The 24,554-nt window shown below is 68.6% G+C and carries 25 protein-coding genes and 2 pseudogenes; 18 read left to right on the top strand and 9 right to left on the bottom strand.

The genetic code is table 11. The annotated features are described in order from the left end of the window. Positions 1–6: 6 nt before the first annotated feature. The 11 genes from BCD49_RS33755 (at position 7) to BCD49_RS33705 (ending at position 12,273) form a co-directional block, all read left to right on the top strand. Complete coding sequence (locus tag BCD49_RS33755; protein ID WP_071042308.1) at positions 7–1,350, top strand: aromatic ring-hydroxylating oxygenase subunit alpha; 1,344 nt, start codon at positions 7–9, stop codon at positions 1,348–1,350. Positions 1,351–1,394: 44 nt separating this feature from the next. Further along, complete coding sequence (locus BCD49_RS33750; protein WP_007514128.1) at positions 1,395–3,077, top strand: FAD-dependent oxidoreductase; 1,683 nt, start codon at positions 1,395–1,397, stop codon at positions 3,075–3,077. Beyond that, on the top strand, positions 3,074–3,451 hold the full coding sequence (locus BCD49_RS33745) for a 2Fe-2S iron-sulfur cluster-binding protein (RefSeq protein WP_027140534.1): 378 nt from the start codon (positions 3,074–3,076) through the stop codon (positions 3,449–3,451). Before BCD49_RS33750 ends, BCD49_RS33745 begins: the two co-directional genes overlap by 4 nt. Before the next feature lie 54 nt (positions 3,452–3,505). Beyond that, positions 3,506–4,027: a nuclear transport factor 2 family protein gene (locus BCD49_RS33740; RefSeq protein WP_007514132.1), complete on the top strand. Its 522-nt coding sequence runs from the start codon at positions 3,506–3,508 to the stop codon at positions 4,025–4,027. A gap of 204 nt (positions 4,028–4,231) precedes the next feature. Next, positions 4,232–5,452 carry a CaiB/BaiF CoA transferase family protein gene (locus BCD49_RS33735; RefSeq protein ID WP_071042307.1) on the top strand — a complete coding sequence of 407 codons (1,221 nt, stop codon included), beginning with the start codon at positions 4,232–4,234 and terminating at the stop codon, positions 5,450–5,452. Positions 5,453–5,466: 14 nt separating this feature from the next. After that, a complete protein-coding gene (locus BCD49_RS33730) occupies positions 5,467–6,591 on the top strand; it encodes an amidohydrolase family protein (RefSeq protein ID WP_007514135.1) in 1,125 nt (374 codons plus the stop codon). Between the two features lie 122 nt (positions 6,592–6,713). Beyond that, complete coding sequence (locus BCD49_RS33725; RefSeq protein ID WP_071042323.1) at positions 6,714–7,424, top strand: GntR family transcriptional regulator; 711 nt, start codon at positions 6,714–6,716, stop codon at positions 7,422–7,424. A gap of 295 nt (positions 7,425–7,719) precedes the next feature. Next, a complete protein-coding gene (locus BCD49_RS33720) occupies positions 7,720–8,562 on the top strand; it encodes a TauD/TfdA dioxygenase family protein (protein WP_071042306.1) in 843 nt (280 codons plus the stop codon). A 334-nt stretch (positions 8,563–8,896) separates the two neighbouring features. Then, entirely contained in the window at positions 8,897–9,796 is a 900-nt protein-coding gene (locus BCD49_RS33715) for a 3-keto-5-aminohexanoate cleavage protein (protein ID WP_027140536.1), read from the top strand. Positions 9,797–9,798: 2 nt separating this feature from the next. Beyond that, a complete protein-coding gene (locus tag BCD49_RS33710; protein WP_007514142.1) occupies positions 9,799–10,539 on the top strand; it encodes an SDR family NAD(P)-dependent oxidoreductase in 741 nt (246 codons plus the stop codon). Between the two features lie 231 nt (positions 10,540–10,770). Next, on the top strand, positions 10,771–12,273 hold the full coding sequence (locus tag BCD49_RS33705; RefSeq protein WP_007514144.1) for an aldehyde dehydrogenase family protein: 1,503 nt from the start codon (positions 10,771–10,773) through the stop codon (positions 12,271–12,273). A 104-nt stretch (positions 12,274–12,377) separates the two neighbouring features. Here the strand turns inward: BCD49_RS33705 and BCD49_RS33700 are convergent, their stop codons facing one another. The 4 genes from BCD49_RS33700 to BCD49_RS33685 all read right to left on the bottom strand — a co-directional run bounded on the left by BCD49_RS33700 (position 12,378) and on the right by BCD49_RS33685 (position 15,853). Continuing rightward, on the bottom strand, positions 12,378–13,319 hold the full coding sequence (locus tag BCD49_RS33700) for a sucrase ferredoxin (protein WP_007514146.1): 942 nt from the start codon (positions 13,317–13,319) through the stop codon (positions 12,378–12,380). A gap of 188 nt (positions 13,320–13,507) precedes the next feature. After that, positions 13,508–14,368, bottom strand: a complete 861-nt coding sequence (locus tag BCD49_RS33695) for an SDR family NAD(P)-dependent oxidoreductase (RefSeq protein WP_232794029.1) — start codon at positions 14,366–14,368, stop codon at positions 13,508–13,510. Then, a complete protein-coding gene (locus BCD49_RS33690) occupies positions 14,365–15,270 on the bottom strand; it encodes a carboxymuconolactone decarboxylase family protein (protein WP_007514150.1) in 906 nt (301 codons plus the stop codon). Before BCD49_RS33690 ends, BCD49_RS33695 begins: the two co-directional genes overlap by 4 nt. Positions 15,271–15,331: 61 nt before the next feature. Beyond that, positions 15,332–15,853, bottom strand: a complete 522-nt coding sequence (locus tag BCD49_RS33685; RefSeq protein WP_007514152.1) for a cysteine hydrolase family protein — start codon at positions 15,851–15,853, stop codon at positions 15,332–15,334. Here BCD49_RS33685 and BCD49_RS46235 point away from each other — a divergent pair. The 5 genes and pseudogenes from BCD49_RS46235 to BCD49_RS33670 all read left to right on the top strand — a co-directional run bounded on the left by BCD49_RS46235 (position 15,767) and on the right by BCD49_RS33670 (position 18,843). Continuing rightward, positions 15,767–16,315 (top strand): HNH endonuclease, encoded by a 549-nt coding sequence (locus BCD49_RS46235; RefSeq protein WP_335341732.1) that lies wholly within the window; start codon positions 15,767–15,769, stop codon positions 16,313–16,315. The genes BCD49_RS33685 and BCD49_RS46235 overlap by 87 nt on opposite strands. 106 nt (positions 16,316–16,421) lie before the next feature. Further along, positions 16,422–16,538: pseudogene (locus BCD49_RS46620) on the top strand (IS5/IS1182 family transposase); the annotation flags it as partial. Positions 16,539–16,813: 275 nt separating this feature from the next. Next, a complete protein-coding gene (locus BCD49_RS33680) occupies positions 16,814–17,308 on the top strand; it encodes a MarR family winged helix-turn-helix transcriptional regulator (protein ID WP_071042305.1) in 495 nt (164 codons plus the stop codon). Between the two features lie 146 nt (positions 17,309–17,454). Continuing rightward, a pseudogene (locus BCD49_RS46615) lies at positions 17,455–18,044 on the top strand (DsbA family protein); the annotation flags it as partial. 487 nt (positions 18,045–18,531) lie between these two features. Then, the gene (locus BCD49_RS33670; RefSeq protein ID WP_007514158.1) at positions 18,532–18,843 is read left to right on the top strand and encodes a hypothetical protein; all 312 of its coding nucleotides are present in this window, start codon (positions 18,532–18,534) and stop codon (positions 18,841–18,843) included. A 773-nt stretch (positions 18,844–19,616) separates the two neighbouring features. Here the strand turns inward: BCD49_RS33670 and BCD49_RS33665 are convergent. The 5 genes from BCD49_RS33665 to BCD49_RS33645 form a co-directional block, all read right to left on the bottom strand. Then, entirely contained in the window at positions 19,617–19,997 is a 381-nt protein-coding gene (locus BCD49_RS33665) for a nuclear transport factor 2 family protein (RefSeq protein WP_007514160.1), read from the bottom strand. A gap of 34 nt (positions 19,998–20,031) precedes the next feature. Further along, positions 20,032–20,454 (bottom strand): nuclear transport factor 2 family protein, encoded by a 423-nt coding sequence (locus BCD49_RS33660; protein ID WP_007514161.1) that lies wholly within the window; start codon positions 20,452–20,454, stop codon positions 20,032–20,034. Positions 20,455–20,459: 5 nt separating this feature from the next. Then, a complete protein-coding gene (locus tag BCD49_RS33655) occupies positions 20,460–21,266 on the bottom strand; it encodes an MBL fold metallo-hydrolase (protein WP_007514163.1) in 807 nt (268 codons plus the stop codon). 47 nt (positions 21,267–21,313) lie between these two features. Continuing rightward, positions 21,314–21,937, bottom strand: a complete 624-nt coding sequence (locus tag BCD49_RS33650) for a DsbA family protein (protein ID WP_007514165.1) — start codon at positions 21,935–21,937, stop codon at positions 21,314–21,316. Between the two features lie 146 nt (positions 21,938–22,083). Further along, complete coding sequence (locus tag BCD49_RS33645; protein WP_007514166.1) at positions 22,084–22,566, bottom strand: MarR family winged helix-turn-helix transcriptional regulator; 483 nt, start codon at positions 22,564–22,566, stop codon at positions 22,084–22,086. A gap of 655 nt (positions 22,567–23,221) precedes the next feature. Here BCD49_RS33645 and BCD49_RS45495 point away from each other — a divergent pair. Together BCD49_RS45495 and BCD49_RS33635 are read left to right on the top strand one after the other, a co-directional pair. Further along, positions 23,222–23,677 (top strand): alpha/beta hydrolase fold domain-containing protein, encoded by a 456-nt coding sequence (locus tag BCD49_RS45495; RefSeq protein WP_007514168.1) that lies wholly within the window; start codon positions 23,222–23,224, stop codon positions 23,675–23,677. Positions 23,678–23,978: 301 nt separating this feature from the next. Then, positions 23,979–24,545, top strand: a complete 567-nt coding sequence (locus BCD49_RS33635; RefSeq protein WP_007514170.1) for a TetR/AcrR family transcriptional regulator — start codon at positions 23,979–23,981, stop codon at positions 24,543–24,545. Positions 24,546–24,554 lie beyond the last annotated feature (9 nt).

Genomic DNA, 24,554 nt, shown 5'->3' with positions numbered 1-24,554 from the left:
CTGTCGATGGCCATCACCGACGATCGACGACCCGTCGCCACTCGCGATGTGCCGTACGCGATGCGGGACCGGTTACACGTGCCTCGCGAGCGCTACTACGACCGGGAGTTCTTCGAGCTGGAGAAGGAGCACCTGTGGCCGCGGGTCTGGCAGATGGCGTGCCGGGCCGAGGAGATCCCCCGGCCCGGGGACTTCGTCGAGTACGAGATCTGCGACCAGTCGATTCTGGTGGTGCGTCAGCCTGACGGGTCGGTCAAGGCGTTCCACAACGCGTGCCGTCATCGGGCGACCCAGCTGTGCAAGGGTTCCGGGCGGCTGCCTGGCGGGCAGATCGTGTGCCCGTTCCACGGCTGGCGCTGGAACCTCGACGGCACCAACTCCTTCGTGTACGGCGCCGACGGGTTCGCGCCGGAGTCTCTGCGCCCGGACGACATCCGGCTGGTCGAATGCAAGGTCGAGGAGTGGGGGGCCTGCGTCTGGGTCAACATGGACCCGGGTGCCCGCCCGCTACGGGAGGCGCTCGCCCCGGCGGCGGACGCGCTGGACGCGGTCGGCGCCGAGAACATGCGTGTGTGGTGGTGGAAGGAGACCATCCTCAACGCAAACTGGAAGACCGCCCAGGAGGCTTTCCACGAGGGCTACCACGTGATGTCCACGCATCCGCAGCTCACCTTCGGCCAAGGTGAGGACTACCCGTACTCCAACGTCGAGTACATCCCGCTCGAGAACGGCCACGGCCGCTTCCTGGGGCGGTTCGACCCGACCGCGGGCGGCATCTCCMAGGGGCGGGGCGCGGAGGCTTTCCTGTCGCGGTCGCAGACGTTGTGGGAAGGGCAGGACGCGATGACGCTGGAACGCGACCTGCATGTCTTCCGGGGGATGCGCAACCGGGTCCCGCCCGGCGAGGACTTCGCGACCGCGGCCATCAAGGCGCTGTTCGACTACGCCGAGGGCGCCGGCATACCGCTGCGCCCGACGCCGGAGGGCATGCGGATGTGGGGCGGCGAGGTGTTCCTGTTCCCCAACTTCATCGTGATCCCCCAGTTCGGCAACGCGCTGTCCTACCGGATCCGTCCCCACAATGACGATCCCGAGTGGTGCCGCTTCGAGGTGTGGTCGTTGACCATGTACCCGGAGGGCGAGGAGCCCGGCCGGCCGAAGCTGAAGGGCCGCTTCGCCGCCGACGACACCGAGAACTGGGGCCTGATCCCGCGCCAGGACTTCAGCAACATCGAGCGCCAGCAACGCGGCCTGCATTCCCGGAGCTTCCGACAGCATCGGCTGGCCACGGAATGGGAGCCGATCATCAGCAACATGCACGTCGAGCTCGACCGCTACCTCGCCGGCTGAAGGCGCCCACTCCACAACCATCGACTTCATCGGAGGGGTTCACCGTGGCGGACTCGGAGTACACGACCGACGTCGTCGTCGTGGGATCGGGCGGCGGGCTGGCCGGCGCCCTGACCGCGGCGGCGAGCGGGCTGGAAACGCTGGTGATAGAGAAGCAGCCGATGCTCGGCGGCTCGACGGCCATGTCGGGCGGCGTCCTGTGGCTGCCGAACAACCCGCTCATGCAGGACGAGGGCGTTCCCGACAGCCTCGAGGACGCCTTGGCGTACTTCGACTCGGTCGTCGGCGACGTGGGTCCCGCGTCGTCGCCCGAGCGTCGGCTCGCCTACATCACCGAGGGCGCGAACATGGTCCGCTTCCTGCGGGAGCGGGGGCTGCGGTTCGAACGGTGCGAAGGCTACAGCGACTACTACGCACAGATGGCGGGTATCCGTGGTGGCAACGCCCGCGGGCGCTCCATCGAACCCGCCGTGACCAACGGCAAGGAACTCGGGCCGTGGCTCGAGAAGCTGATGCCGGGCATGACGGTCGCGATGGGAATCGTCGTGATGACCCGCGAGGCGGCCACGCTGTCGATGGTCAAACGGAGGCCCAGGGCCATGCGCACCGCCGCACGCGTCGGCACACGGACAGCTGTCGGCCGGCTGCGGCGCCAGGCCCGCCTGGCCAACGGCGCGGCGCTGATCGCCCAGACCCTGAAAGCCGCCCTCGCGGCCGGGGCATCGGTGCGGACGAGCACCAGCCTGGTCGACCTCATCATGGAGGATGGCCGGGTGGCCGGCGTGGTGGCCCACCGGGACGGGCAGACCGTGCGGATCCACGCCCGCCGCGCCGTGCTGCTCAGCTCGGGCGGCTTCGCCCGCAACGCGCAGATGAGACAGAAATACTCGAAGCAACCGAACGACGCCTCGTGGACCATCGCCAACCCAGGCGACACCGGCGAAGCGATCGAGGCCGCCATCCACCACGGCGCCGCCGTCGACCTCATGGACGAGGCACTGTGGATCCCGGCCTCCATGCAGCCCAGCGGCCGGCCGAGCATGCACAACGGCGAGCGCGGCAAACCCGGCTCGATCATCGTCGACAAGGGCGGCAAACGGTACTTCAACGAGGCAGTCTCCTACATGGAGGCCGGGCGGCAGATGTACGCCCACAACACCGACGGCGGCTCCATCCCCAGTTGGCTCATCATCGACTCCCGCCACCGCGCCCGCTACCTGTTCGCCTTCCGTGCGAAGACCCCCGACGAGTGGCTCACCAGCGGCTACCTGAAGAAGGCCGACACGATCGAACAGCTCGCCGAGGCCTGCGGCATCGACCCCGCCGGGCTGACGGTCACGGTGAAGCGGTTCAACACGTACGCGGAGCAGGGCAATGACCCGGACTTCCACCGCGGCGACGGCGCCCACGAGCGCTACCAGGGCGATTACGGCAGCAAGCCGAACGCCTCGCTCGGACCCCTCGCCAAGCCGCCGTTCTACGCCGTCGAGATCTATCCCAGCGACGTGGGCACCAGCGGCGGCCTGCTGTGCGACGAGCACGCCCGCGTCCTCGACGCCAACCACGACCCCATCCCCGGCCTCTACGCCGCCGGCAACTGCACCGCCTCGGTGATGGGCCGCACCTACCCCGGCGCCGGCGCGAGCATCGGCGGCAGCTTCGTGTTCTCCTACATCGGCATGAAACACGCCGCGCTCGTCGCCTCCGGAGACAGCGTCGCCCGGTGACCGAACAGCGCGGCCGGCACGGGCGGGCACCGGTGGTGCACGTCGACCCCGTCGGGGCCGACCTCGAGCTTGAGCCCGGTGAGACGATCATCGAAGCCGCCTGGCGTCTCGGGTACCACTGGCCGACAACCTGTTATGGCCAGGCGACGTGCACGGTGTGTCATCTCGAGGTGCTCGCCGGCGACGAGCACCTCACCCCCGCCGACGAAGAGGAGCGGCACGCCCTCGAGAACCGGCTTCCCGGGGCTGATCGCCGTGATCTCGCCCGGCTACGACTGGCCTGCCGGGCGCGGGCAACCGGCGACGTCACCGTACGGAAAAAGGGCGTTCGACGTCAGGAGACCGTGCCGATTCCCCCGGCTGGGCCACTGTGAGGCAGGACGTCGGACTGCCCGAAATGGAGGAATGGAGACGTCGAGGAAGGTGCGATGACACAGAGCGCGAGCTGCGAGCAGGCAGCGATCCAGCAGCTGCTCGACAAGCAGGCGATTCGCGAGGCGATTCTGCGGTACTGCCGGGGCGTGGACCGGTGCGACCCGGATCTCATCAGCTCGGCGTATCACCCCGACGCGATCGACATCCATGGCCGCCAGCGCTTCACGGGCGAAACCGTCGGGCAAGGCATCGTGGACCTCGTCCGCTCGGCGAAAGTCGCGATGAACCACATCACGAATCAGCTCATCACCTTTCACGGCGATGGGACTGCCGGCTGCGAGACGTACTTCACCGTGTGGCAGAGCGCTGAGACCGAGGGCGGCGATCGCCTCGTCGTCGCGCTCGGGCGATACGTCGACCGCTTCGAACGCCGCGCGGGCGGGTGGAAGATCGCACACCGGCTTGTGATCGTCGAGCTGACCCGCGTCATCCCTCCGGGCGACCTCATGAAGCCGCCTCTCGGTCTTGGTTCCCGGGACCGGAACGACCCGTCATACGCGGCGCTCGTGCCCTGACCTTCCCAGGCTCCGCGGTGGCTCGGCGGGGTCCTTCGGAGCTCTCGCGGGTGAGCGCCATGCACCGCGTCTCGCGGGCTGTCCATCGCTCCCACCGCGACCGATTGACGGATTGTTGTATACAAGTGCCGGGTTCTTGTTGTATACAAGTCCCTACAAGTAGGGCGCCCGTGAGGCGATCGACGAGGATGCGAGGGCGAGGCGGTGGCCGACAAGCTCGCGTACGACCTGTTAGCAGGGGTCAGGGTAATTGAGGTGGCGGCATGGCTGTTCGCTCCGTCGTGCGGGGCAATCCTCGCGGACTGGGGCGCCGACGTCGTCAAGGTCGAGCCGACGACGAACGGGGGTGATCCCTACCGCGGCTTCTTCCACACCGGTCCGGTCAACCCGACGATCGAGCTCGCCAACCGGGGCAAGCGCAGCGTGGCCGTCGATCTGTCGACGCCGGCCGGGCGCGAGGTGCTGATGCGGCTGGTCGCCGAGGCCGACGTGTTCGTCACCAGCCTGCTGCCTGGTTCGCGCGGGCGGCTCGGCATCGACGTCGCCGACATCCGGGCGGCGAACCCCTCGATCATTTATGTGCGGGCCAGCGGCTACGGGCCTCGTGGCCCGGAGGCCGAGACCCYTGGCTTCGACGCCGCGGTGGCGTGGGCCCGGGTCGGTATCGCCCAGTTTCTCACCGAGCCGGATGCCTACCAGCCGACCCATCCGCCTGGTGGTATCGGTGACTGCGTGGGCGGGCTGTCTGGCGCTGGCGCCATCGCCGCCGCTCTCTACAAGCGGGCGCGCACGGGCGTGGCTTCGGAGGTCGACATCTCGCTGCTTGCCGGCGGCATGTGGATGAACGCCACCGTCCTCATGACGGAGGCCAACGCCGGACCAGAGGGCTCGTTGATGCGGCGGGTCGACCGCGGGCTGGTCCGCAATCCGCTGTCGAACAGCTACCGGACGAAGGACGGCCGCTGGCTGTCGATGGTCGTCATACAGCCGGACCCGCACTGGCGCGGCTTCTGCCAGCACATTGGCCGGCCGGAGCTGGCCGACGACCCGCGATTCGCGGACTTTCATGCCCGCATGACGCACAACAGCGAGTTGATCGGCTTGCTGGACGAGGTGTTCGCGTCCCGCACGCTGGATGAGTGGCGGGCGGCGTTGGGCACTTTCGACGGGGTGTGGGATGTGCTCCAGACCCCCGCCGAAGCCGTATGTGACCCGCAGGCGCTCGCCAACAACTACCTCCTGCCGGGGGAGGAGCCAGGCCCGCCGCTGTCGGCCGTGGCGTCGCCGGCGCAGTTTGACGGACAGCCGCTCGCGGCGGCGCGCCGCGCACCCGAGCACGGCCAGCACACCGAGGAGGTCCTGCTGGCGTACGGCTACTCATGGGACGACCTCGCCGCTCTCAAGGAACAGGGCGCCATCATCTGAAAGGGGTACTCGCCGTGGAATACAAGGTCATCTCCGCCGACAACCACATCATCGAGCCGCCGCACACGTTCACGACCTATCTGCCCAAGGAGTACCGCGACCGGGCGCCGCGTATTCTGCGCGGCGCGGACGGCGGTGACGGCTGGAGTTTCGACGGCAAGCCGCCGGTGAAGACGTTCGGGTTGAACGCCGTGGCCGGCCGCCCATACGAGGACTACAAGGCCAGCGGCCTCACGGTGGAGGAGATCCTGCCGGGCAACTACGACGGCACCGCCCACCTGAAGGACATGGACACCGACGGCGTCGACGCCGCCACTATCTACCCCATGGCCTCGCTCACGGGGTACGTGCTCGACGACCGTCCGTTCGGTCTCGCGATCTTGCGCGCGTACAACGACTGGCTTCTGGATGAGTTCTGCGCGGTGAATCCCCGGCGGCTGATCGGTCTGCCGCTCCTGCCCGTGGACGACGGGCTGGACGTCCTGCTGGCCGAGTTGGAGCGGGTGGTCGCCAAGGGTGCCAAGGGCGTGTTCATCCCCTACTGGAGCGAGACTCCGTACTACGACAGCTACTACGAGCCTTTCTGGACGGCGGCGGAGCAGGCGCCGGTGGCGGTGTGCATCCACCGGACCATGGGTGGGAAGGAGCCCCCGACGCTGGCCACCCCGAGTCCGGACGCCGCCGCGGGCATCAACCTCTCCGGTGTCGTGCAGCGGTTCTTCACCGCCGTCGGGCCGTTCACCCAGCTGACTTTCACTGGGCTGTTCGAACGGCACCCCCGCTTGAAGTTCGTCGATGCCGAGGTGAATCTCGGATGGCTGCGGTTCTGGATCCAGATGATGGAACAGGAGTTCGAGCGCCAGCGGCACTGGGCGAACCCACCGCTACACACCCCGCCCAGCGAGTTCGTCGGCAAGAACCTGTTCGTCAGCGTGCTCGACGACTTCGTCGGCTTCGAGGACGCGGGGCGTGATCCGCTCGTGGCGTCGGCGGCCATGTTCTCCACCGACTACCCGCACAGCACCACCCTGTTCCCGAAGACCCAGCAGTACGCAGCTGAGCTGACCCGAAGCCTTGACGACGACCGCAAGCAGGCCATCCTGGCCGGCAACGCCGTAAGGGTGTTCAACCTCGCCTGAACTGTTCGGACCTCGCCCGCGTCGCCACCTCCCCGGCGAGTCGCCACGCGACGGACTGCGGCCGGCATGATGGGCTGCGGTGAACTGTTGGAGCAGCGTTCAGGACAGGCATGGGCAACGGAATGACACAGTCGACAACGACGACCAGTTCGCCCTCGCGGCGCAACGTGCAGGAGCTTGTCGATGACGTCCGCGGGCGCATCATCCGCGGCGAGCTCGAGCCCAGTCAACGCTTGTGGGAGGAGCGGCTCGCGGCCGAGCTTGGCGTGTCGCGGATCCCGATGCGGGAAGCGCTGCGTGCGCTGGCGGCCGAGGGGTTCGTCCGATCCGAACGCTACGGCGGCACCTACGTGGCCACCATGGACGCCGAGGCCGCCCACGACCTGCTCGACGTGCGGGCGGTCCTGGAGCCGCTGGCCGCGGCGCAGGCGGCCATGCGGTGCAGCCCCGAGCACCTGGAGACGTTCCGTCGGCTCCTCGACGAGGGTGCCCGAGCGGCCCGCGAGCRGCGCTACGAGGACACCCGCAGCATGAAGGGACGGTTCTATGAGCACCTGACCGTGGCGTCCCAGAACAGCACGTTGATCGCGCTGATGCACGTCGTGCGCTACAAGATCGAATGGGCCACGTCGATCGAGCTCGTCAGCAGCACGCCACGGGAGATGCGATCCCTTCGGGCGAAGGTCATGCGCGAGATCGTCGACGCCATTGCCGACCGCGACCCCGTGCGTGCGGCGACGGCGGCGGCGGACAACATCGACGCCATCTACGCCTCGATGGGATGGCGGCGCGCGGTCCACGCGCGGTTCGAAGCCGCCAGCACATCCGAATAGGCACCGCGCGGGCAGGAGACGCCGCCCGGGTTGACGGCGAAGCTCGTCCCGGCCGGCGGGGCCTGCCCGGGGGTGGTCCCTTCGCGGGCGCGATTCACCCCGAGACGGCCCGCGCGGCGCCGACTGCTTCTTGTACACACTGATCCGCTTTGAATGCAATGCCGAGGCTGGAGTCCAGGTGATCCCCACCCGTGTGAGCACGTGAGCAGTACCGGGCGGATGCCCCGGCGCCCGGAGAGGCCATCGCGGCCGTCCGTATGTATCTCGACAACGTTCAACCAGAGAGGTTGACATCATGGGTGTTGAAACAGCGCCCGCTGAGGAGCTCTCGGCAGTCGGCGGTATCAGGCTGGAAAAGGTGACGGGGACCATCGGTGCGATCGTTCATGGGGTGGATGTTCATGTCTCCCACGACGACGATGTGACATCGGCACTGCGGCGGCTGTTACCTGAGCACGGCGTACTGTTCTTCTATTCTGATTCGGACATCGGCGAGGAGACCTTCTCGTMATTCGCCACAGCCTTCGGTGAGCTCTACGTCTACCCTTACGGGAAAGGCCCGGGGCAGTTTGTGACCGAGGAGGGCGCCGACGCGGTACGACTTCGGACGAGTTCCTGGCACACGGACGGGAGCTCGCAGGAGAGGCCACCCCTAGCGGCGCTCCTGTCTCCGGTCCAGGTTCCGTCCTTCGGCGGGGACACGATGTGGTCGAGCATGACCGCGGCGTTCGACGCCCTTTCGTCCCGCTACCAGCGGTTGCTCGATGGCATGGAGGCCGTGCACAGCACCGCCGCGGTGGCGCGGTCCCACGGCGACGGCGGGCGTGCCTTCGGCGAAGGGGAACGCCACGTGCATCCCGTCGTCATCACCGATCCGGTGACCCGGCGCAGGGCTCTCTACGTCAACTCGGTCTACACCGAGCGGCTCGTCGGGGTGAGTGAGCGCGAGAACGAGGCGCTCCTGCGGATGCTGTACGAACACGTCAACACGCCGGAGTTCCACGTGCGCCTGCGGTGGCGGCCGAACATGATCGCCGTGTGGGAGGAGCGGGTAACGCAACATCGCGCGATCGCCGACTACACGGAACGGCGAATCCTGCGCCGCATCACCATCAGCGGCGATCCCCCGGCGGCCTGACCGCGTTCCGAGTACTTCGGCGGCTCCTGCGGCGCTGGACCTCTGGTATGCCTTCTCCCGCCCTCGCCTGCCCGCGGCCATGAACCCGAGGCGGGTCAGGAGCGGCTCGCGCGAGCCGTCTCGCCGGGATGTAGAGCACAACGAAGCGCCGTCCGTGCCGTTGGAGGACACGGCATGACATGCCATGACGACCGGGGGCGAGGAGTGGCTGGTAAAGCATCGAAACGTCGCCTTCCACTTCACCCTGGCGGCGCCGATTTCGGGTTCCACTTATGGCTTCGACCACAAGGCCGGCCGATGTGACGCCAGCCGGCGTGGCGACCTGGAGATGCATATGACAAAGCAGAAGCTCATCATCGAGGTCCGGATCAACGAGGGAACGCCGAGAGATATCAGCCCACACGTTCCCTACAGCCCTGAGGAGATCGCCGACCAGGCGATCGAGTGCTGGCGGCGGGGTGCGTCCGTCGTGCACTACCACGCCCGGGACCCCGAAACGGGCGCCCAGTCCTCGGAGGTGGACCTGTACGCGGACGTGGTGCGGCGGATCAAGCAGGAGAGCGATCTCATCACGTTTCCGACGCTGGGCGCGAGCATGTTGCCCACCGTCGAAGAGCGGGTGGCACACATCCTCGAGATGGCGAAAGATCCGGCGACCAGACCCGACGGCATCCCGGTCGACATGCTGACCACGAACCTGGACCGGTACGACTCGAGACGCAGAGAATTCGCCAGCGTTGACCGGGTCTACCTGAACACCACGAAGATGCTCACCGACCTCTGTGAGACCGTGAGCGCCGTCGGGGTGCGTCCGGTGCCGATGATGTGGAACATCGCCGGGGTGCGGCTCACCGAGGCGTTTCTCGAGATGGGCCTGTACCAGGAGCCGCTGTTTTGCGAGCTGACGGTGTTCGCGGACCCGTTCGTCAGCTACGGACATCCGGCCACGATCAGAGGTCTGCACGCGCTGCTCGACTTCGTTCCGCCCCGGGCGAACTGGCAATGGCTCACGAGTGTGATCGGCGGCAACGCGTTCCCGGTGCTCGCCGGCGCGATCGAGGCCGGCGGCCACGTCGCCATCGGCGTCGCCGACCACTCGTACCCCGAGCTCGGCCTCCCCACGAATGCCGAGCTCGTCGCCCGTGTCGTCGAGATGGCGCGGAGCATGGGCCGGGAGGTTGCCACGGCGGCGGAGGCCCGCGAGATGCTAGGCCTGCCGGGAGGTGAGGTTTAGCCATGGGCATCCTCGACGGCAAAGTAGCGGTGATCACCGGTGCGGGTTCGGGGATCGCGAAGGCGTCGGCGAAGGTCTTCGTGCGAGAAGGGGCCAAGGTGGTGGCCGCCGACATCAGCGGCGCGGAGAAGGACACCGCTGCCGAGGTCGGGGAAGGCGTGCTTCCCGTCCACTGCGACGTGTCGAAGGACGCCGACGTGGCGGCGATGTTCCAGGCCGCGCTGCGGGAGTTCGGCCGTGTGGACGCGGTGCTCAACGTGGCCGGCACACACGGGCGCCGGCCCCCTGAGGTGCTGACGGTCGACGAGTTCGACAAGATGACCGCCGTCAACCTGCGGGGCGTCCTCCTCGTCACGCAACATGCGATTCCGGCCATGCTCGAGGGCGGCGGCGGCGCGTTCGTCAACGTCTCGTCGGTCTCCGCGATCAACGTCCAGAGCCGCACGTCGTTCATGTACGCGGCCGCCAAGTCCGGCGTCCACGCCCTCACCAAGTCCGTCGCCGTCGAGTACGGTCCCCGGGGCATCAGGGCGAACGCCATCGCACCCGGCTTCACCTTCACAGAGATCATGACCATGGGACCGGACCTGCTGCGCGAGATGAGCTCGAAGGCGGCGCTGAACCGAGCCGGTCACCCGCAGGAGCTCGCCGAGGTCGCGGCGTTCCTCGCCTCCGACCGAGCCTCGTTCCTGACCGGCGTGATCATACCGGTGGATGGCGGGTGGTCGGCGAAGCTTGCCTGACAGCCGGACGGCCTGCCGTCCGGTCGAGGCGGCCGCGCGGCTCGACCTTCGGCATCATGCCCGGCGGCAGCGCGTCCGGCGGAAGCGGACGCCGCTATCGGGTCGGACATCAATCCGCCAAAGCGCCGCGGGCGGGTATGGGGCGCCTTGCTTGGATCAGACCCAGTCTCGCTGCCCGGAGTGTGGGAGGCTGGAGACAACGCCGCAAACCGGTAGGGAAAGGACAAGGATATGGCGACGGTCACCGAGTCGAAGCTCAGTGTCGGCGAAACGAGCCTCTATATCGACGGTGAACTGCGAGGCGCCGCCGGGGGCCGTACCTATGACAATATCAGCCCTTGGACCGGAGAGGTCGTAGGCAAATCTGCCGATGCCTCCGCCGAGGATGTCGGCGATGCCGTCTCGGCCGCGCGCCGGGCCTTTGACACCACCGACTGGTCAACCAATCATGCCAAGCGCCTGGAACTGGTGACGAAACTCTACGACCTGTTCCGCGCCAACACGGACCGCTTAGTCCAGATTGCCCGTGACGAAGCAGGGTCGACCCTCTTCATCGCCAGAAACGTCCAGATCCTCCAGTCGCTCGCGGGCTACCAGGACCTCATCGACGCGTTCGCCAAGGTCCGCTGGACGGAAGATCGCGGCAGACGCGGCCCGGAGGGACGTGTCAGCCACCGCATTCAGATGCGCGAGGCAGCAGGTGTGGTTGGAGCAATCACACCGTTCAACGTACCCTTCTACGTCAACATCGAAAAGGTTGTTTCGGCCTTGCTGTCGGGCTGCACGGTTGTGCTGAAGCCCGCCCCCGACACGCCTGCTCTCGGGGCGATCTGGGGCGAGATGGCAGCCGAGGCGGGCTTTCCGGCTGGCGTGCTGAACGTCGTGACCGGCAGCGATCCCGCCCTGGGTGAACTGCTGGTCACTGATCCCCGCGTCGATCTCATCGCCTTCACCGGCTCGTCGGCGGTCGGAAAGCGGATCATGGAAAAGGGCGCATCGACGCTGAAGCGTGTGCTGCTCGAACTCGGCGGCAAGTCCGCCAAGATCATCCTCGATGACGTGGAGGACTTTGCGGGCGAGGTGGCTTCTTCCGTCATCGCGGGCCATTCGGGTCAGGGCTGTACGGTACGCTCGCGTCTGCTTGTGCCCAGGAACCGCTACGCCGAGGCGATCGAAATCCTGAAGTCGACCTATGCGGCCTACGACGGCAAGTGGGGCCACTATGACGATCCCCGGGATCCCATGGGCCCGGTCATCTCGCGGCGGCAGATGGAACGCATCAAGGCTTATATCGATGTMGGCCTGCAGGAGGGCGCTACCCTGATCGCCGGCGGGCGGATCGGCGCGGCGAAGCGGGGCTTCTTCATCGAACCCACCTGCTTTGCCGACGTGACCAACGACATGGCCATCGCCCGGGAGGAGATCTTCGGGCCTGTGCTTGTCGTCATGCCCTACGAGGACGAGGACGACGCCGTGCGTATCGCTAATGACAGCGAATATGGCCTTTCGGGTGAGGTGTCGTCCGGCAGCATCGAGCGCGCGATCAAGCTCGCCGCTCGTTTCCGTAGCGGTACGGTCAGCATCAACGGCGGCCGCTGCGTCGACGGAGACATTCCCTTCGGCGGTTACAAGTCGAGCGGCCTCGGCCGCTCCTGGGGTGTCGAAGGCATCGAGGAGTACACCGAGACGAAGATCGTCTCTTACCTGGTGCCGGGCGTATCCGCCGGCGCCTGAGCCAGCTTCAGGTACGCGGCCGCCGGGCCCGGCGCCAGCGCTCTAACCGGGCCCGGCGCCGTGGAGCACGTGTCTGGGACGCTCGCAGGATTTCGGCTGGGCGTTCACCCCGTGCCCCTGAGACTGATCGACCGCAGGGCCAGCTCCGGTGCCGTCTTCTCCGCCAGTTCGGGAGCCTCGCCGCACCTGAGGGTGGGGACGTCGCGGACGACCTCGATCGTGGCGTCCGCCGTTCCCGGCCCGGTCGGCCCGCGCCAGGTCAGTTCCACGGTCGCCGATCGGCCGCCCGGCGCGATGTCGGTGCGTGACGAGGTCAGCTGGTGGTCCAGCCAGGCCCAGCCGAACCGCTCGAACAGCTCCCGCTCGGCGACCTGTCCCCAGGCGTCCAGCGCGGTGGTACCGCGGTAGTGCTGCCGCAGCGGAGGCGGCCCGAGCCGGCGCACGACCGCGTCGATGGCGTCGACGTCGAGGAAGCCCCAGGCCCGCCCGTCCGGCAGGGTGAAGCCGGTCGGGGCGAAGCGGTGTCCGCCGGTGTGGCTGCACCGGCGGACACGCACGCCTGGCCAGGTCCTCGCCACGTCCAGCGCCAGCCGCGTTCCCAGCCGGGCGCAGCAGCGATCCCGCGCGCCGTGCCCGCACAGCAGCACGTCGGCGGGGGCGGGCAGGTGACCCGGATCCGACCGCGGCGCCTCGAGCAGGCGGGCGACCTGGCCGGCGAGGCGTTCCGCGGGCACGACGTGGTCGGTGCCGGCGAACCGACTCGAGTCGGTCCGGCGCCAGATCGTCACCCGCACGCCGGGGACGTCCGCGTCGTCGGCGTGCGGTCTGACCGCCAGCAGCCGGGTGCGGGGCGGGCACCGCCCCAGCAGGTCGGCGAAGGCCGGTATCGCGCCGATGTCGCTGGGCCAGGGTGGTGGCATGTCGACGAGCACGAACGTGTCGCAGGTCAGCGCGGACCCGATCGGGTCGACGCCCTGGGCGCGGGTCCAGGGCGCGCATCGGTAGTCCAGTGCCGGGGAGACGGCGCCGACGTTCACGAAGGTCACCTTTCGTTGTCCTCGATCTCGTCTATCGACTGGGCGCTGAAAGCAGGATGCCGGCGACCCGCCTCGGGACACCGGCCCGCTGGCGATGGGAACACCGGCCCGCTGGCGATGGCGACGCCAGCGGGCCGACCATGCCCAGGACCACGCCGCGGCTGCCGTCGTGGGGGCTGCCGACGTGGGGCGGCGAGTCACTTCTCCGCGAAGAACGCGAAGTCTTCCAGCACCTGCTGCTGGTGCGCCCGCACCACATCCCCCATCTCCGGATGGGTGATGATGTGGGCGCGGTTCGCGCGAATGCCTCGCACGACAATCGGCCCCACGGCCTCGATCGGCAGCATTCCCGGCACCGCGCCCGGCGACAGTACCCGACCCGCCATCGGATCGGCCATCGGTCCACCGAAGCGCTCCGGTCGGTGCCGGGCCGTGGTCGTGACCAGGTTGGTCGCTACCGCTCCGGGACACAGCACCGACACTCCGATGCCGTCGGACGCCAGCTCGTGCCGCAGCATGTTGCCGTATCCGACCACGGCGTGCTTCAACGTGGTGTACACGCCGGTTTCCGTTCCGCCGGTCTGCTCCGTGGGCAGCGCCACCAGGCCGGCCATCGATGACGTGAGGACGATGTGCGCCCCGTCGTCGTGCGCACGCAGAAGTGGCAGGAACGCGTCGACGACGCGTACGGCGGCCGTGAGGTGGAACTCGGTGAACCACGCCCACACCTGTTCGCTGGACGCCGCGGCCGGAGCGCTGGTGTGGACGCCGACCGTGTTCACGAGGACGTGGACGTCGCCCAGATCATCCGCCGCCCCGGCGGCCAGCGTCGCCAACGAATCGCGATCGGTCGCGTCCACGCGCGCGGAAAGCGCGTCGCCGCCGCGCCCCGCGATATCGTCGCGTACCGCCCTCGCGTTCTCGGGGTCAATGTCGGCGACGAGGACCCGCATGCCCTCACCGGCGAGACCCAAGGCGATCCCGCGCCCGATCCCGCTGCCGCCCCCGACGACCACCGCGCCGCGTCCGTCGAGCTTGTCCATGGTCGTCATACTCATCTGCCTTCTTGGGTGGCGGTGCGTTGAAGGATGGCGTGTCGGGCGACGTTGGTGGCGTTGTGCCATCCCGATCCGCCGGCGTAGACGCCGGTGTGGGCGATCACTTCGTAGATCTGGTCGGGCGTGATCCCGAGATTGAGCGCGTTATTGACGTGGATGTGCAGCTCGTCGTTTTCCACGAGAACCTGAAGGACGGCCATCGTGATGAAGCTCCGGGTGGGCAGCTCCAGTCCAGGCCGGCCCCACACTTCGCCATAGCCGTAGTCGGCGGTGATCCAGGCGAGGTCCTGTTCGACGGGGAGGCGGCCGGGCCTTGCCGCGGGGAAGGGGACGCCGGGCAGCTGTGTGAGGAGCGGAGCGTTCTCGCCGTGACCGATGCGCCCGACGCCGAGGATGGCGACAATCCGGGTTCTGGCGGCCCGCCGCTCGGTGTCATCCATCGGCGGTTTCGGTTCGCCCGGGGTGGCGTTGCCGGCGGGGAGGATCCCGCGCGCGACGAAGACCTCGCCCGCGACGTCGGCGGCGTTCTCCCAGGCGGACAGGCCGGCATAGACGCCGGCATGCAGGAGGGCTTCGTGGATCTGTTCTGGGGTGATGCCGATGTTCACCGCGCTGTTGATGTGGCGGTAGAGCTGGTCGGAGCGGCCGAGGGCGGTCAGGGCGGCCATCGTGATGAAGCAGCGGGCTTTCAGCTCGAGGCCGGGGCGGCCCCAGATCTCGTATTCATAGAGTTGGGCACCGCGTATTTCGGCCTCGATGGGGAGCGCTGTCGCGGGTCGAAGGTGCCCGCCGCGCCGGCGGGGAGGTAACGGCGGTGCGTCCGGGGAGGTTCCAATCCGGTCGATGCCGAGTTCGCGGCGCACGCGTTGGTAGGCCGCTTCACGTTCCGCCTGGGTCATCATGCCGACCTGCCTGGCCGGTCGAGAGGCTTTCGGGCAGGGACCTGCATGCTGGGCGTCTCCTCTACTTCAGTTCGGCGATCTCGGCGGTGGGCAGCACGGTCGCGATCCGCCACAGCCCGAGCCAGCTGTTGGGGAACACACCGGCGTCGACAAGCGCGGCGTGCGCCCCTGGCTCGGGGTCGTCGCACGCGTCGGAGCAGACGGTGACTCGGTAGCCGACGTCGACGGCCCACCGGGTGGTGGACAGCACCGTCCCCCCGGTTGCCACGCCCGCGACGATGAGGTGACTGATCCCCGACTGTCGTAGAAGGTCGTGGAGACCGGTGCCGGCGAAGGCGCCGATGGTGGTCTTGCCCAGCACGTACTCGCCTTCCACGGGTGCCACCGACGGGTGGATGTCGTCGCGCATCGGCTTCGGCACCACATGAACGACGGGTACGCCCAGCTGGCGGGCCAGGCCCACTGCGTGGCCGGCCCGATCCACGACCGTGGGGTCATGGCAGAAGCGCTCGACGATGTACTGGGTGAAGTCCAGGACCACCAAGGCGGTAGTCCCCGCTGTCGGCGCCGTGGACAGCGTCATCGGTCCCTCCATGAAGTTCGTCGACATCTTGTATACATTGGTTCTTGTTGTATACAACACGCTCGAGATCTGCAAGAGGTCGACCTGGCTACTGGCCAGCCCGGGGATGCTGGCGCCGTCTGTCCGGCCCCGTCGGCCTCAAGATCGCCACCGGCGTCGGGGCTTGCCCCTCTCCACCGGCAGCGATCGGCGACGGTCAACGACCGCCAACCGATCCGGGTCGACCATCCGCACAAGGAGCTCATCACACGGCTCCTCGCGGAAATCTGCGAGGTCTGCCAGCGGGCGGGCGAGGTCGAGGTCCACCACGTCCGCACCCTAAAAGACCTTGGAACATCCGGACCCGCACAGCCCCGGTGGGCAGCGACCATGGCAAACCGGAGGCGAATAACCCTTGTGCTCTGCGCTTCCTGCCACGGCCAGATCCACACCAGGCAGCCAGCCATACCGCTCACCCAGTAGTCACCGGTGAGCCGATGATCGGGAAACCATCAAGTCCGGCTCGGCGGGAGGCCGCGCGGAAAAGGATCAGCCCACGCTGGCACCTCGCTGCGCGGCCGACCCATCCGCCTGGCTCGGCGGCTACCGCCGCCTGACGATCCGCTACGAGACCAACGGCCGCAACTTCCTCGCGTTCCTCACGCTCGCGGCCACACTGATCTGCTGGAAGAGGCTTGCCGCGTGAGACAACCTCGAAGTGCCCCGATGAGCTGCGAGAGCGGGCGATCCGGCTGGTGCTGGACGCCAGGGCCGAGCCGGGGACGAGCGCGAAGGGCGTGTGCCAGCGGATCGGGGGACAGCTGGGGATCTCCCCGGATACGCTACGGACAGCTACCCATCGCGATCTTAACCCGCGCTCCCTTCGGCGATCATCAACGATGGGCTCACGATGATGACGGCGTTCCGATCTGGGCAGGCCGGTCGGGTGGGGCCTTGCGGGGTGGGGAGTGGGGTGACGTTGTGGGTGAGCAGGCGGAGATCTCGACGGCGAGGCAGGCCGCCAACGACGAGTTGGTGCTTGCTTTTGGGCGGTTGCAGGGGGCGGCCAACCGGCTGGAGTACATCCTGGGGCGGGTGTTGGAGGAGGAGTGCGGGATCAGTCATCTCATGTTCGAGGTGCTGCTGATCCTGGGGCGGGCGGGAGAGCCCKGGTTGTCGATGCGGGCCATCGCGCAGGAGCAGGTACTGACCACGGGCGGTGCGACGCGCCTGGTGGACCGTATGGAGGCCGCCGGGCTGGTCGAGCGGGCCGAAGACCCCGCAGACCGGCGCGGCCGACTGGTGCGGCTGACCCCGCGGGGCGAGGAGGCGACGGTGCACGCCGCCCGGGTGCACGTCGGGAACATCCGCCGCTACTTCCTGGAACCCGTGCCGGCCGAGGACCGGGAACGGTTTGCCGAGGATCTGCGCATCCTGAGCCACGCGGCGAGGGACATACTGCCCCGATTGCCCTGAACCGCAGCCCGCGGCGGCCGGCGGCGCGGTGGGGCCTGAGCGGCGGATGTGACCACCCTGGCGGAATACCTGACCAGTCAGATACTGTTCTGTCGGAGGAGGCGCTTGCGCTGGGCGGGCGCGTACCACCCCTCCTAAGGTCTCTGATGCAGCTGATCTACGTCTTCGATGCCTACTGTGGCTGGTCGCACGGGTTCTCCGGAACGTTGCGCGAGGTCGTCTCCCCGCCATCCGGCGCTGCCGGTGGAGGTGGTCTCCGGGGGCCTGTTCACAGGTTCGCGCCGGGTGCCGATTCGCGCGTTCGGCTACGTCCGGGGCGCAAACGCCCAGATCGCCGAGATGACCGGCGCGCCGTTCGGTGAGGCGTACGAGCTGCTGATCGCGGACGGCTCGTTCGTGATGGACTCCGAGGCAGCCGCCCGCGGCGTGGCCGCCCTGCGCCGGGTCGCCCCCACCGTGCTGTGGAACTGGCCATCGCGTTGCAGCACGCCATTTACGTCGACGGTCTGAGCCTGTCGGACGCGGGCACCTACCGGAAGGTGGCCGGCGTGGACGGCGACGCGGTCGTGGCCGCCTTCGAGGCACCTCAGGCGCAGGCAGCGGCTGAAGCCGAATTCCGCCGCGCCGCCGATCTGGGCGTCACCGGCTCCCCACCCTTCTCGCCGTGGCCGCGGGCCGCGTCGCCGCCTTGGCTCGCGGCCACGCTACCGCCGACGACGTTGATCGGCGCCTGTCACATGGAACTCCGTGCCACCTCCGCCTGGCTCACACCCCGGGGCGAATCGGTCAGCGGCAGCCAGCCGGACCCGCTCCCGCCGTATCTGCTCGGCGGGCGTCAGCCCGCCACCAGCCGCATACCTCACCTCTCCCTCGACACCACCCAGACCGGGCCCACCATCCACGGCTGTTGAACCCCGCGGACAGTCCCACTGCCGCACTCGTGGTAGCCGGGAATGCCAGCGCGCGGATGAGGACAAAAGTGGCCTGCCGGGACACGATCGTCAGTCGCGCGGAGGACGGATATGGAGATCGGGACCCATCCGCGGATCTTCTCTCGGATGTCTCTGGCCGGGTCCTCCCCACACCTTCGACGAGGTCCTCCTCATTGACGTTGCGGACCACAAGAAAGGGAAGTCCATGTACCGGAGACTTGCTCTGATAGCCTTGGCCGTCGCGGCGCTGCCTGCGTGCGGCCCGATCGATAACGCGACCGACACCCGACGATGGGTCCGTCGCCCATCGCTGCCGCGGCGCCAGTGACAGAAAGCCCGACAGCCGGTCTCATTAGTGAAACCGACGACGACGGTCGGTACGTGAGAACGTTTCGCCGGGAGTTTCCCGACCTCGCCGGTGGCAAGACTGACGCCCAGATCCTCAGCGACGGCGAAGCCGACTGCTCCGATATGGCCTCCAACTGGACGGTGACCGCGCCTTCGATGAGCCAGCGCCACGGCCTGGGCAACTCGACAGCCGACCAGTTCGTTCTCCACAACATTGCGCTGCTGGCGATGTTCACCATCTGCCCCGCCCGCTGACCCGGCCCGTGACGACGATGGTCGGCGCCTGGGGCCAACTCAAGGCCGGCGGGGACTGGTTCAAGATCGGCTCTGTCGTGCTCTCGGTAGTAACGCAACGTCACATGGTGTCGTGACGCAGCAGCAGCGAGCGCGCCGGTCGCTGCCGTGCGTCAGCTGTCGGCGAGCTGGCGCAGGAGGCGGACGCCTGGCATGCGGTCGTCGGCCTGCGTCGGAACGTCGAAGATCTCCTGCTGGACACATCCCTGTGTGCCCGCCGCCGCGGTCGCACCCACCCCACGGGCAGGCGGCGATCTGGCTGCTGCGGATCAGACTGCTTTCTGGTCGTGCGGGCCTACGACACCTCCGTCGGAGCCGACGCCTGCCCTGCCTTCCCGAGCCGGGGCCGGGCCGCGGCGGACGCCGCCGGGTAGCTGTCTCCTGGGTGCCCAAGAATCTGTCTCCGCCGCAGTAAATATCTGGGCTCCGTCCTGGGTGGAGTTTCTGTCGTAGTCAAGAGAGTTTATGGTCGCGGCAGACAGGAACGGGCGCGAGCGGGACGGCGGCCATGGTGGGCCGCCGAGTACCACCGCGAAAGGTTCGGCAATACCCGGACAGGTGACCCATGAGGAGAGGGGGGCAGGCACCATCAGGATCGACCGAGCGATGGGCACGCTCGCCCGGTCGCCGCGCAGGCCCGCGCCGCCATTCAGCCGCCCAGATCGGTGCGGGCGCGAAATAGGCGAGGGAACCTCGGTACAGGCCAACGCTCCGGGCCGTGTCGGCTGCCGCGATCAGAACATGGTGTTGTTGTTGGCGCTCTTCTCGGGCACCTCCTGGATGACGTCCCAGTGTTCGACGATCCTGCCGTCGGCGACGCGCCAGATGTCGGCGACGGCCATGCCGCGGTCGCCGGGTTTGAGGTGCAGATTACTGTGGGTGACGACGAGGTCTCCTTCGGCGATTGCCCGCTTGATGTCCAGGCGGAGGTCGGGGAACTGCCCGCGCAGCCAGCGGACGTAGCCGACGAACGCCTGCGGGTTGTCCCGCGCTTCGGGGTTGTGTTGGGTGTAGGTCTCGCCGAGGTATTGCGCGGCGGCTTGTTCCGGCTGGTTGTCGTTGAAGGCCTGCTCGTAGAAGGCGGTGACGAGTGCCTTGTTGTCGGTCGAGGACATGGAGTCTCCGTCGGTAGGCCGGCGTGGCGGTGGGTCAGTCGGTCATGGCGTCGTGGACGAGCGCGGTGTCGACGAACTGTTCGAAGCGGACGATCTGGCCGCCGCGGACGGTGAAGTGGTGGGCGACGCGGACGTCGAGCGGCTTGCCGGTGTTCTTGTTCACCGCGGTGTAGCGGGCCAGGACGACGACGTTCTCACCGTCGACGACGTAGGTGTCGTCGTGGGCGGTCCAGCCGTCCCAGTCGCCGGCGAGCCGTTCCATGACACCCGCGGTGACGCCTTCGGGGGTGCGGTAGGTGCCGGCGAGGGGGAAGCCGGCCATCTCGGTCCACTCCACGTCTGGGGCGAGGGTGGCGCGCAGGGCTTGCAGGTCGCCGGCGGCGGAGGCCAGGTACTGGCGGCGTACCACGTCGGCGGGCGCGGTGGAGGTGGCGAACTCGGCGGTCTGCGCGGTCATGGTCGTCAGCCCCAGCTCATCTCGCCCTTGGCGACCTTGGCTCCGATCTGCGCGGCGATCAGCATGCCGTGGCCGGGGTAGCGCCGCACGAGGGCGTCGGTCAGCGCGGCGCCGTCGGCGGCGCTCGCGAGTTCCTCCTCGAAGGCGGTGAGGTAGTCGCGGGTGGCGGTGATCGCGGAGGCGTCGGCGGGGGTGTTCGGCAGGCGGTGGCCGGGCACGACAATCCTCGGGGCGAGGGCGGCCATGTCGTCCAGCTGCCTGATCCAGGCGGCCCGCTGCTCGGGGGTGGGGGTGTCGGCGATCCAGACGTGCTCCTGCTGGAACAGCAGCACGCCGCCGAGGATCGCGCGCTGCTCGGGCTGCCACAGATAGTGCCGGTCGGGCAGCTCGGCCGCGCCGCCCCTGAGGTCGAAGCGGTGGCCTTCCAGCGTGAGGCCGCCGCTGAGCGGGGCCAGGTCGACCAGACGGGTGGGCAGGTTCGCCCCGAGAGCCGCCCACGCCTTGAGCTTGCCCTCGTAGGAGTGGTGGATGTGCTCGATGGCCGGCTCGGTGGCGACGAAACGCGCGTCAGGGAATGCGTCGGCGAGCACCTCGGCGCCGAAGTAGAAGTCCGGGTCGCCGTGGCTGAGGACCACGGTGGTCAGCCTCTTGCCGGAGTCCAGCACCGCGGCTGCCAGCCGGTGGCCATCCGCGCGGGTGAAGCCGGCGTCGACCAGCAGTACCTCGTTCTCACCGGCGACCAGGGTGGCGGTCTTGTTCTTGCTGCCTACGGGGAAGTCCAGGTCGAAGACGGTGAAGTCCAGGGTGCTCATGCGAGCGCTCCTTGTGTTCTGTGGGACGGACAGAGATGGGAGAACGGTCAGCGGGTGTCCGCGCGGAGCACGGCCAGGCGCGAGTCGACCTCGTCGGCGGTGGCGTGGCCGCGGGCCAGGGTGGTGACGCGCTCGCCGTCAACGGCGAGCAGGGTCGGGAAACTGGTGACGTCCAGCGCGGCGGCGCGGCGGAAGTCCGCCTCGGCCGCGGCCTCTGCCTCGGGTGCCTGGAAGGCGGCGACGACGGCGGCGGCGTCCAGCCCGGCCGTCTCGGCGACCCCCCTGTAGGTGGCCGGATCGGACAGACTGCGCCCGTCGACATAGAAGGCCCGCTGAAGCGTCGCCGCGAGTTCCAGCGCCCGTCCGGGGGCGGCCTGGCGTAGCGCGGCCACGCCACGGGCGGCGGCCTCGGAGTCCATGACGAAGGAACCGTCAGCGATCAGCCGGTCGTAGGCGTCCGCGAACTCCGCTCCGGTCAGCTCGCCGATCTTGGCGTTCGCGCCCTGCACGTATCCGAACGCCCGGATCGGTACCCGACGCTCCCCGGTGAACAGGCCACCCGAGACGACCTCCACCGACAGCCCCGGATGGCGGGAGACGACTTCGCGCACTGTCTCGGAGAACCCGTGCGACCAGCCACAGTAGGCATCGAAAACGTAGACGAGCTTCATCGAAGACCTCGACAGCCATGTCGACGCCCGCCCGATGCGGGCGATCTACCTGACGGAACAGTAACTGACTCGTCAGATATTTCCCCATTTGTATGACCTAGGCCACATGGCGCCTCCAGTAGGGGCGCCGCCGCGCGGGCCGGGGCTCAGGGCAGGCGCGGCAGCATGTCCCGCGCCGCATGGCTGAGAACGCGGAGGTCCTCCGCGAACCGCTCGCGGTCCGCTACGGGCAGTGGCTCCAGGAAGCACCGCCTGATGTTCTCCACATGCATCCGCGACGCACGGACCGCGGTCTCCTCACCCAGCGGGGTAAGCCGAACCAGCCGCCCGCGCCGGTCACCCGGAGCTTGCGCGCGTTCGACAAGCCCAGCCGCCTCCATGCGGGCCACCAGCCGCGTCACACCACCCGTCGTCAACACCTGCTCCTGGGCAACAGACCGCATCGACAGCCCCGGGCTACCCGCACGCCCCAGAATCAGCAGCACCTCGAACATCAGATGGCCGATCCCGCACTCCTCCTCCAGCGCGCGCCCGAGCAGGTACCCCAGCCGGTTAGCCGCCCCCTGCAACCGCCTGAAAGCCAGGACGAGCTCGTCATTCGCGGCCTCCTGCGCCGTCGAGATCCCCATCCGCTCATCCACGGGCCCACTGCCCACGTCATCGCCACCGGCGCCCACACACCGATCATGCCGCGCACGCCGACCAGTGAGCGGGCCATCCCTCCCTGCCCCGCACACTGCGCACGCAGCGCGCCTGACCATACGGACTTGCCGCAGGTCACGACCCGCGCCAGAGTTCCCCGACGACCAGCCTGGGCCCGGCAGGGCGGTTCGTCGTCTCCGCAGCGCGGGGTCACCGCGCTCGCGCCCGCGCGTTGCGGGGTTGTGGTTGTCCTCAACGCGGCCGGGAAGATCTCCAGCGGGCAGCCCGGGGGCATCACAGCAACAGGACACGAGTTCCTCGCGTGAGCAGATCAATCGACGACGCAGGCCTGGCGCGGCGCTCGCGGCCCATCAGCACACCGATCCCAACCATGGCGCCGTCCCGGGCAGCCACAGCGCGGGCGCCCCCGGACCCTCGACACACCGGACTCAACAGGCTGCTTGCCTAATGAACCGACGGGAGGTTGAACCAGCCATCGGCGAATCCTGTACCGGATCGATGCGCGAGCAGAACCGCGCCGTTCGGGCCGGTGGACCGGTCGGTGACCGGATGGCGGGGGGTGGCCGCGGYCGCCGAGCTGGTCGACCGGCTCGGGGTTGTCGAGGCGCTGCGGCCTGTCTGATGCTGGTCGAGCTGCTGCTCATGGCACATGTTCTGGTTCTGGAACGCGCCGCCGGCCTGGACCGGCACCTTGCCGGGCTCCTGCTGCTGAGCCCGATGCTCGATGACCGCATGCAGGCCCCGTCGTCCCACCTCACGGGCGACCTTCTATGGAGCCGGACCAGCAACCAGACCGGTTGGCGCATGCTGCTCGGAGATCGCGCCGGCGCCGACGGCGTCTCCAGCTACGCCGCTCCCGGCCGCGCGACCGACCTGTCCGGTCTCCCCCCGACCTTCATCGGCGTCGGCTCCGTCGAGCTCTTCCGCGACGGGGACGTCGCCTTCGCCTCCACCATCTGGGCCAGCGGTGGCGACGCCGAACTGCACGTCTGGCCCGGCGGCTTCCACGGCATCGAGGACATGGCACCCCACTCCGCGCTCGCACCGACGCCTTCACGGCACGTGACCGCTGGCTAACTCACGTCCTTGGCAGCCCGCGCCGGTGACCGTCCCGAACGGGCCCCATGAAGGCGATCAGGCCGAAAACACCCACGCGGATGCGTCGCCCCGCGAGCGGGGCATGGGCCCGCCGCGGTTCTCGGAGCTGAAGGCGAAGCGGGCGTCCCCGGCACCCCTGGAACCGGCCCCGCTCACCCACCCAGGCGATCGCGCCGCCCGACGGCGGCGATAGGATACATCTGTTCCTTTGGAAGCACATGTGTATTATTGAGACGTGCGACCTGAGCCGTCGCGGGAGCCCCGCACCCAGGACCGAAGGGTGCTGCGGTCGCGCTCGGCCCTGTTCGCGGCCGCCGTGCGCCTGGTCTCCGAGCGCGGCACGGCGGACGTCCCCGTCACCGACCTCGCCGAGGCGGCGGACGTGACCCGGAAAGTGATCTACACGCAGTTCGGCGATCGTGAGTCGCTTCTCGTGGAAGCAGCGGTGGACCTGGTCAATCGGGAGCTCTTTCCGCGGCTCGAGGACGGCGCTGAGGCTGAAGGGCTGGGGGCGCTGGCGGTGGCGCGGCACTTCGCTCGGTACCGGTCGTTTTATCGCCCGATGCTTTCCGGGTCGTGCGCGTTCGCCATGACCAGGGCGTTGAACAGCGCGTTCAGCTCATTCCAGGGACCGGCCATGCGGAGGCTGTTCGGCGAGTTGGACCAGGACGCAGTGGACGACCTGGCGGCGTTTTTCATGGGTGGGACGGCGGCGATCGTCAACGACTGGTTGTTCTACGGTGCAGACCCCCTCGATCCCGAGGAGTTGGCGGACCGCATGCTCCGCCTCGTATCGGTCCTCACCGGTGGCCAACATCCCCGAGCAGACCGAGGTCGCGTTCGATGAACCAGACGG

It is taken from the genome of Pseudofrankia sp. EUN1h, assembly GCF_001854645.1.
GTDB lineage: Bacteria > Actinomycetota > Actinomycetes > Frankiales > Frankiaceae > Pseudofrankia > Pseudofrankia saprophytica.
This window is presented reverse-complemented; position numbering and strand designations above follow the sequence as displayed.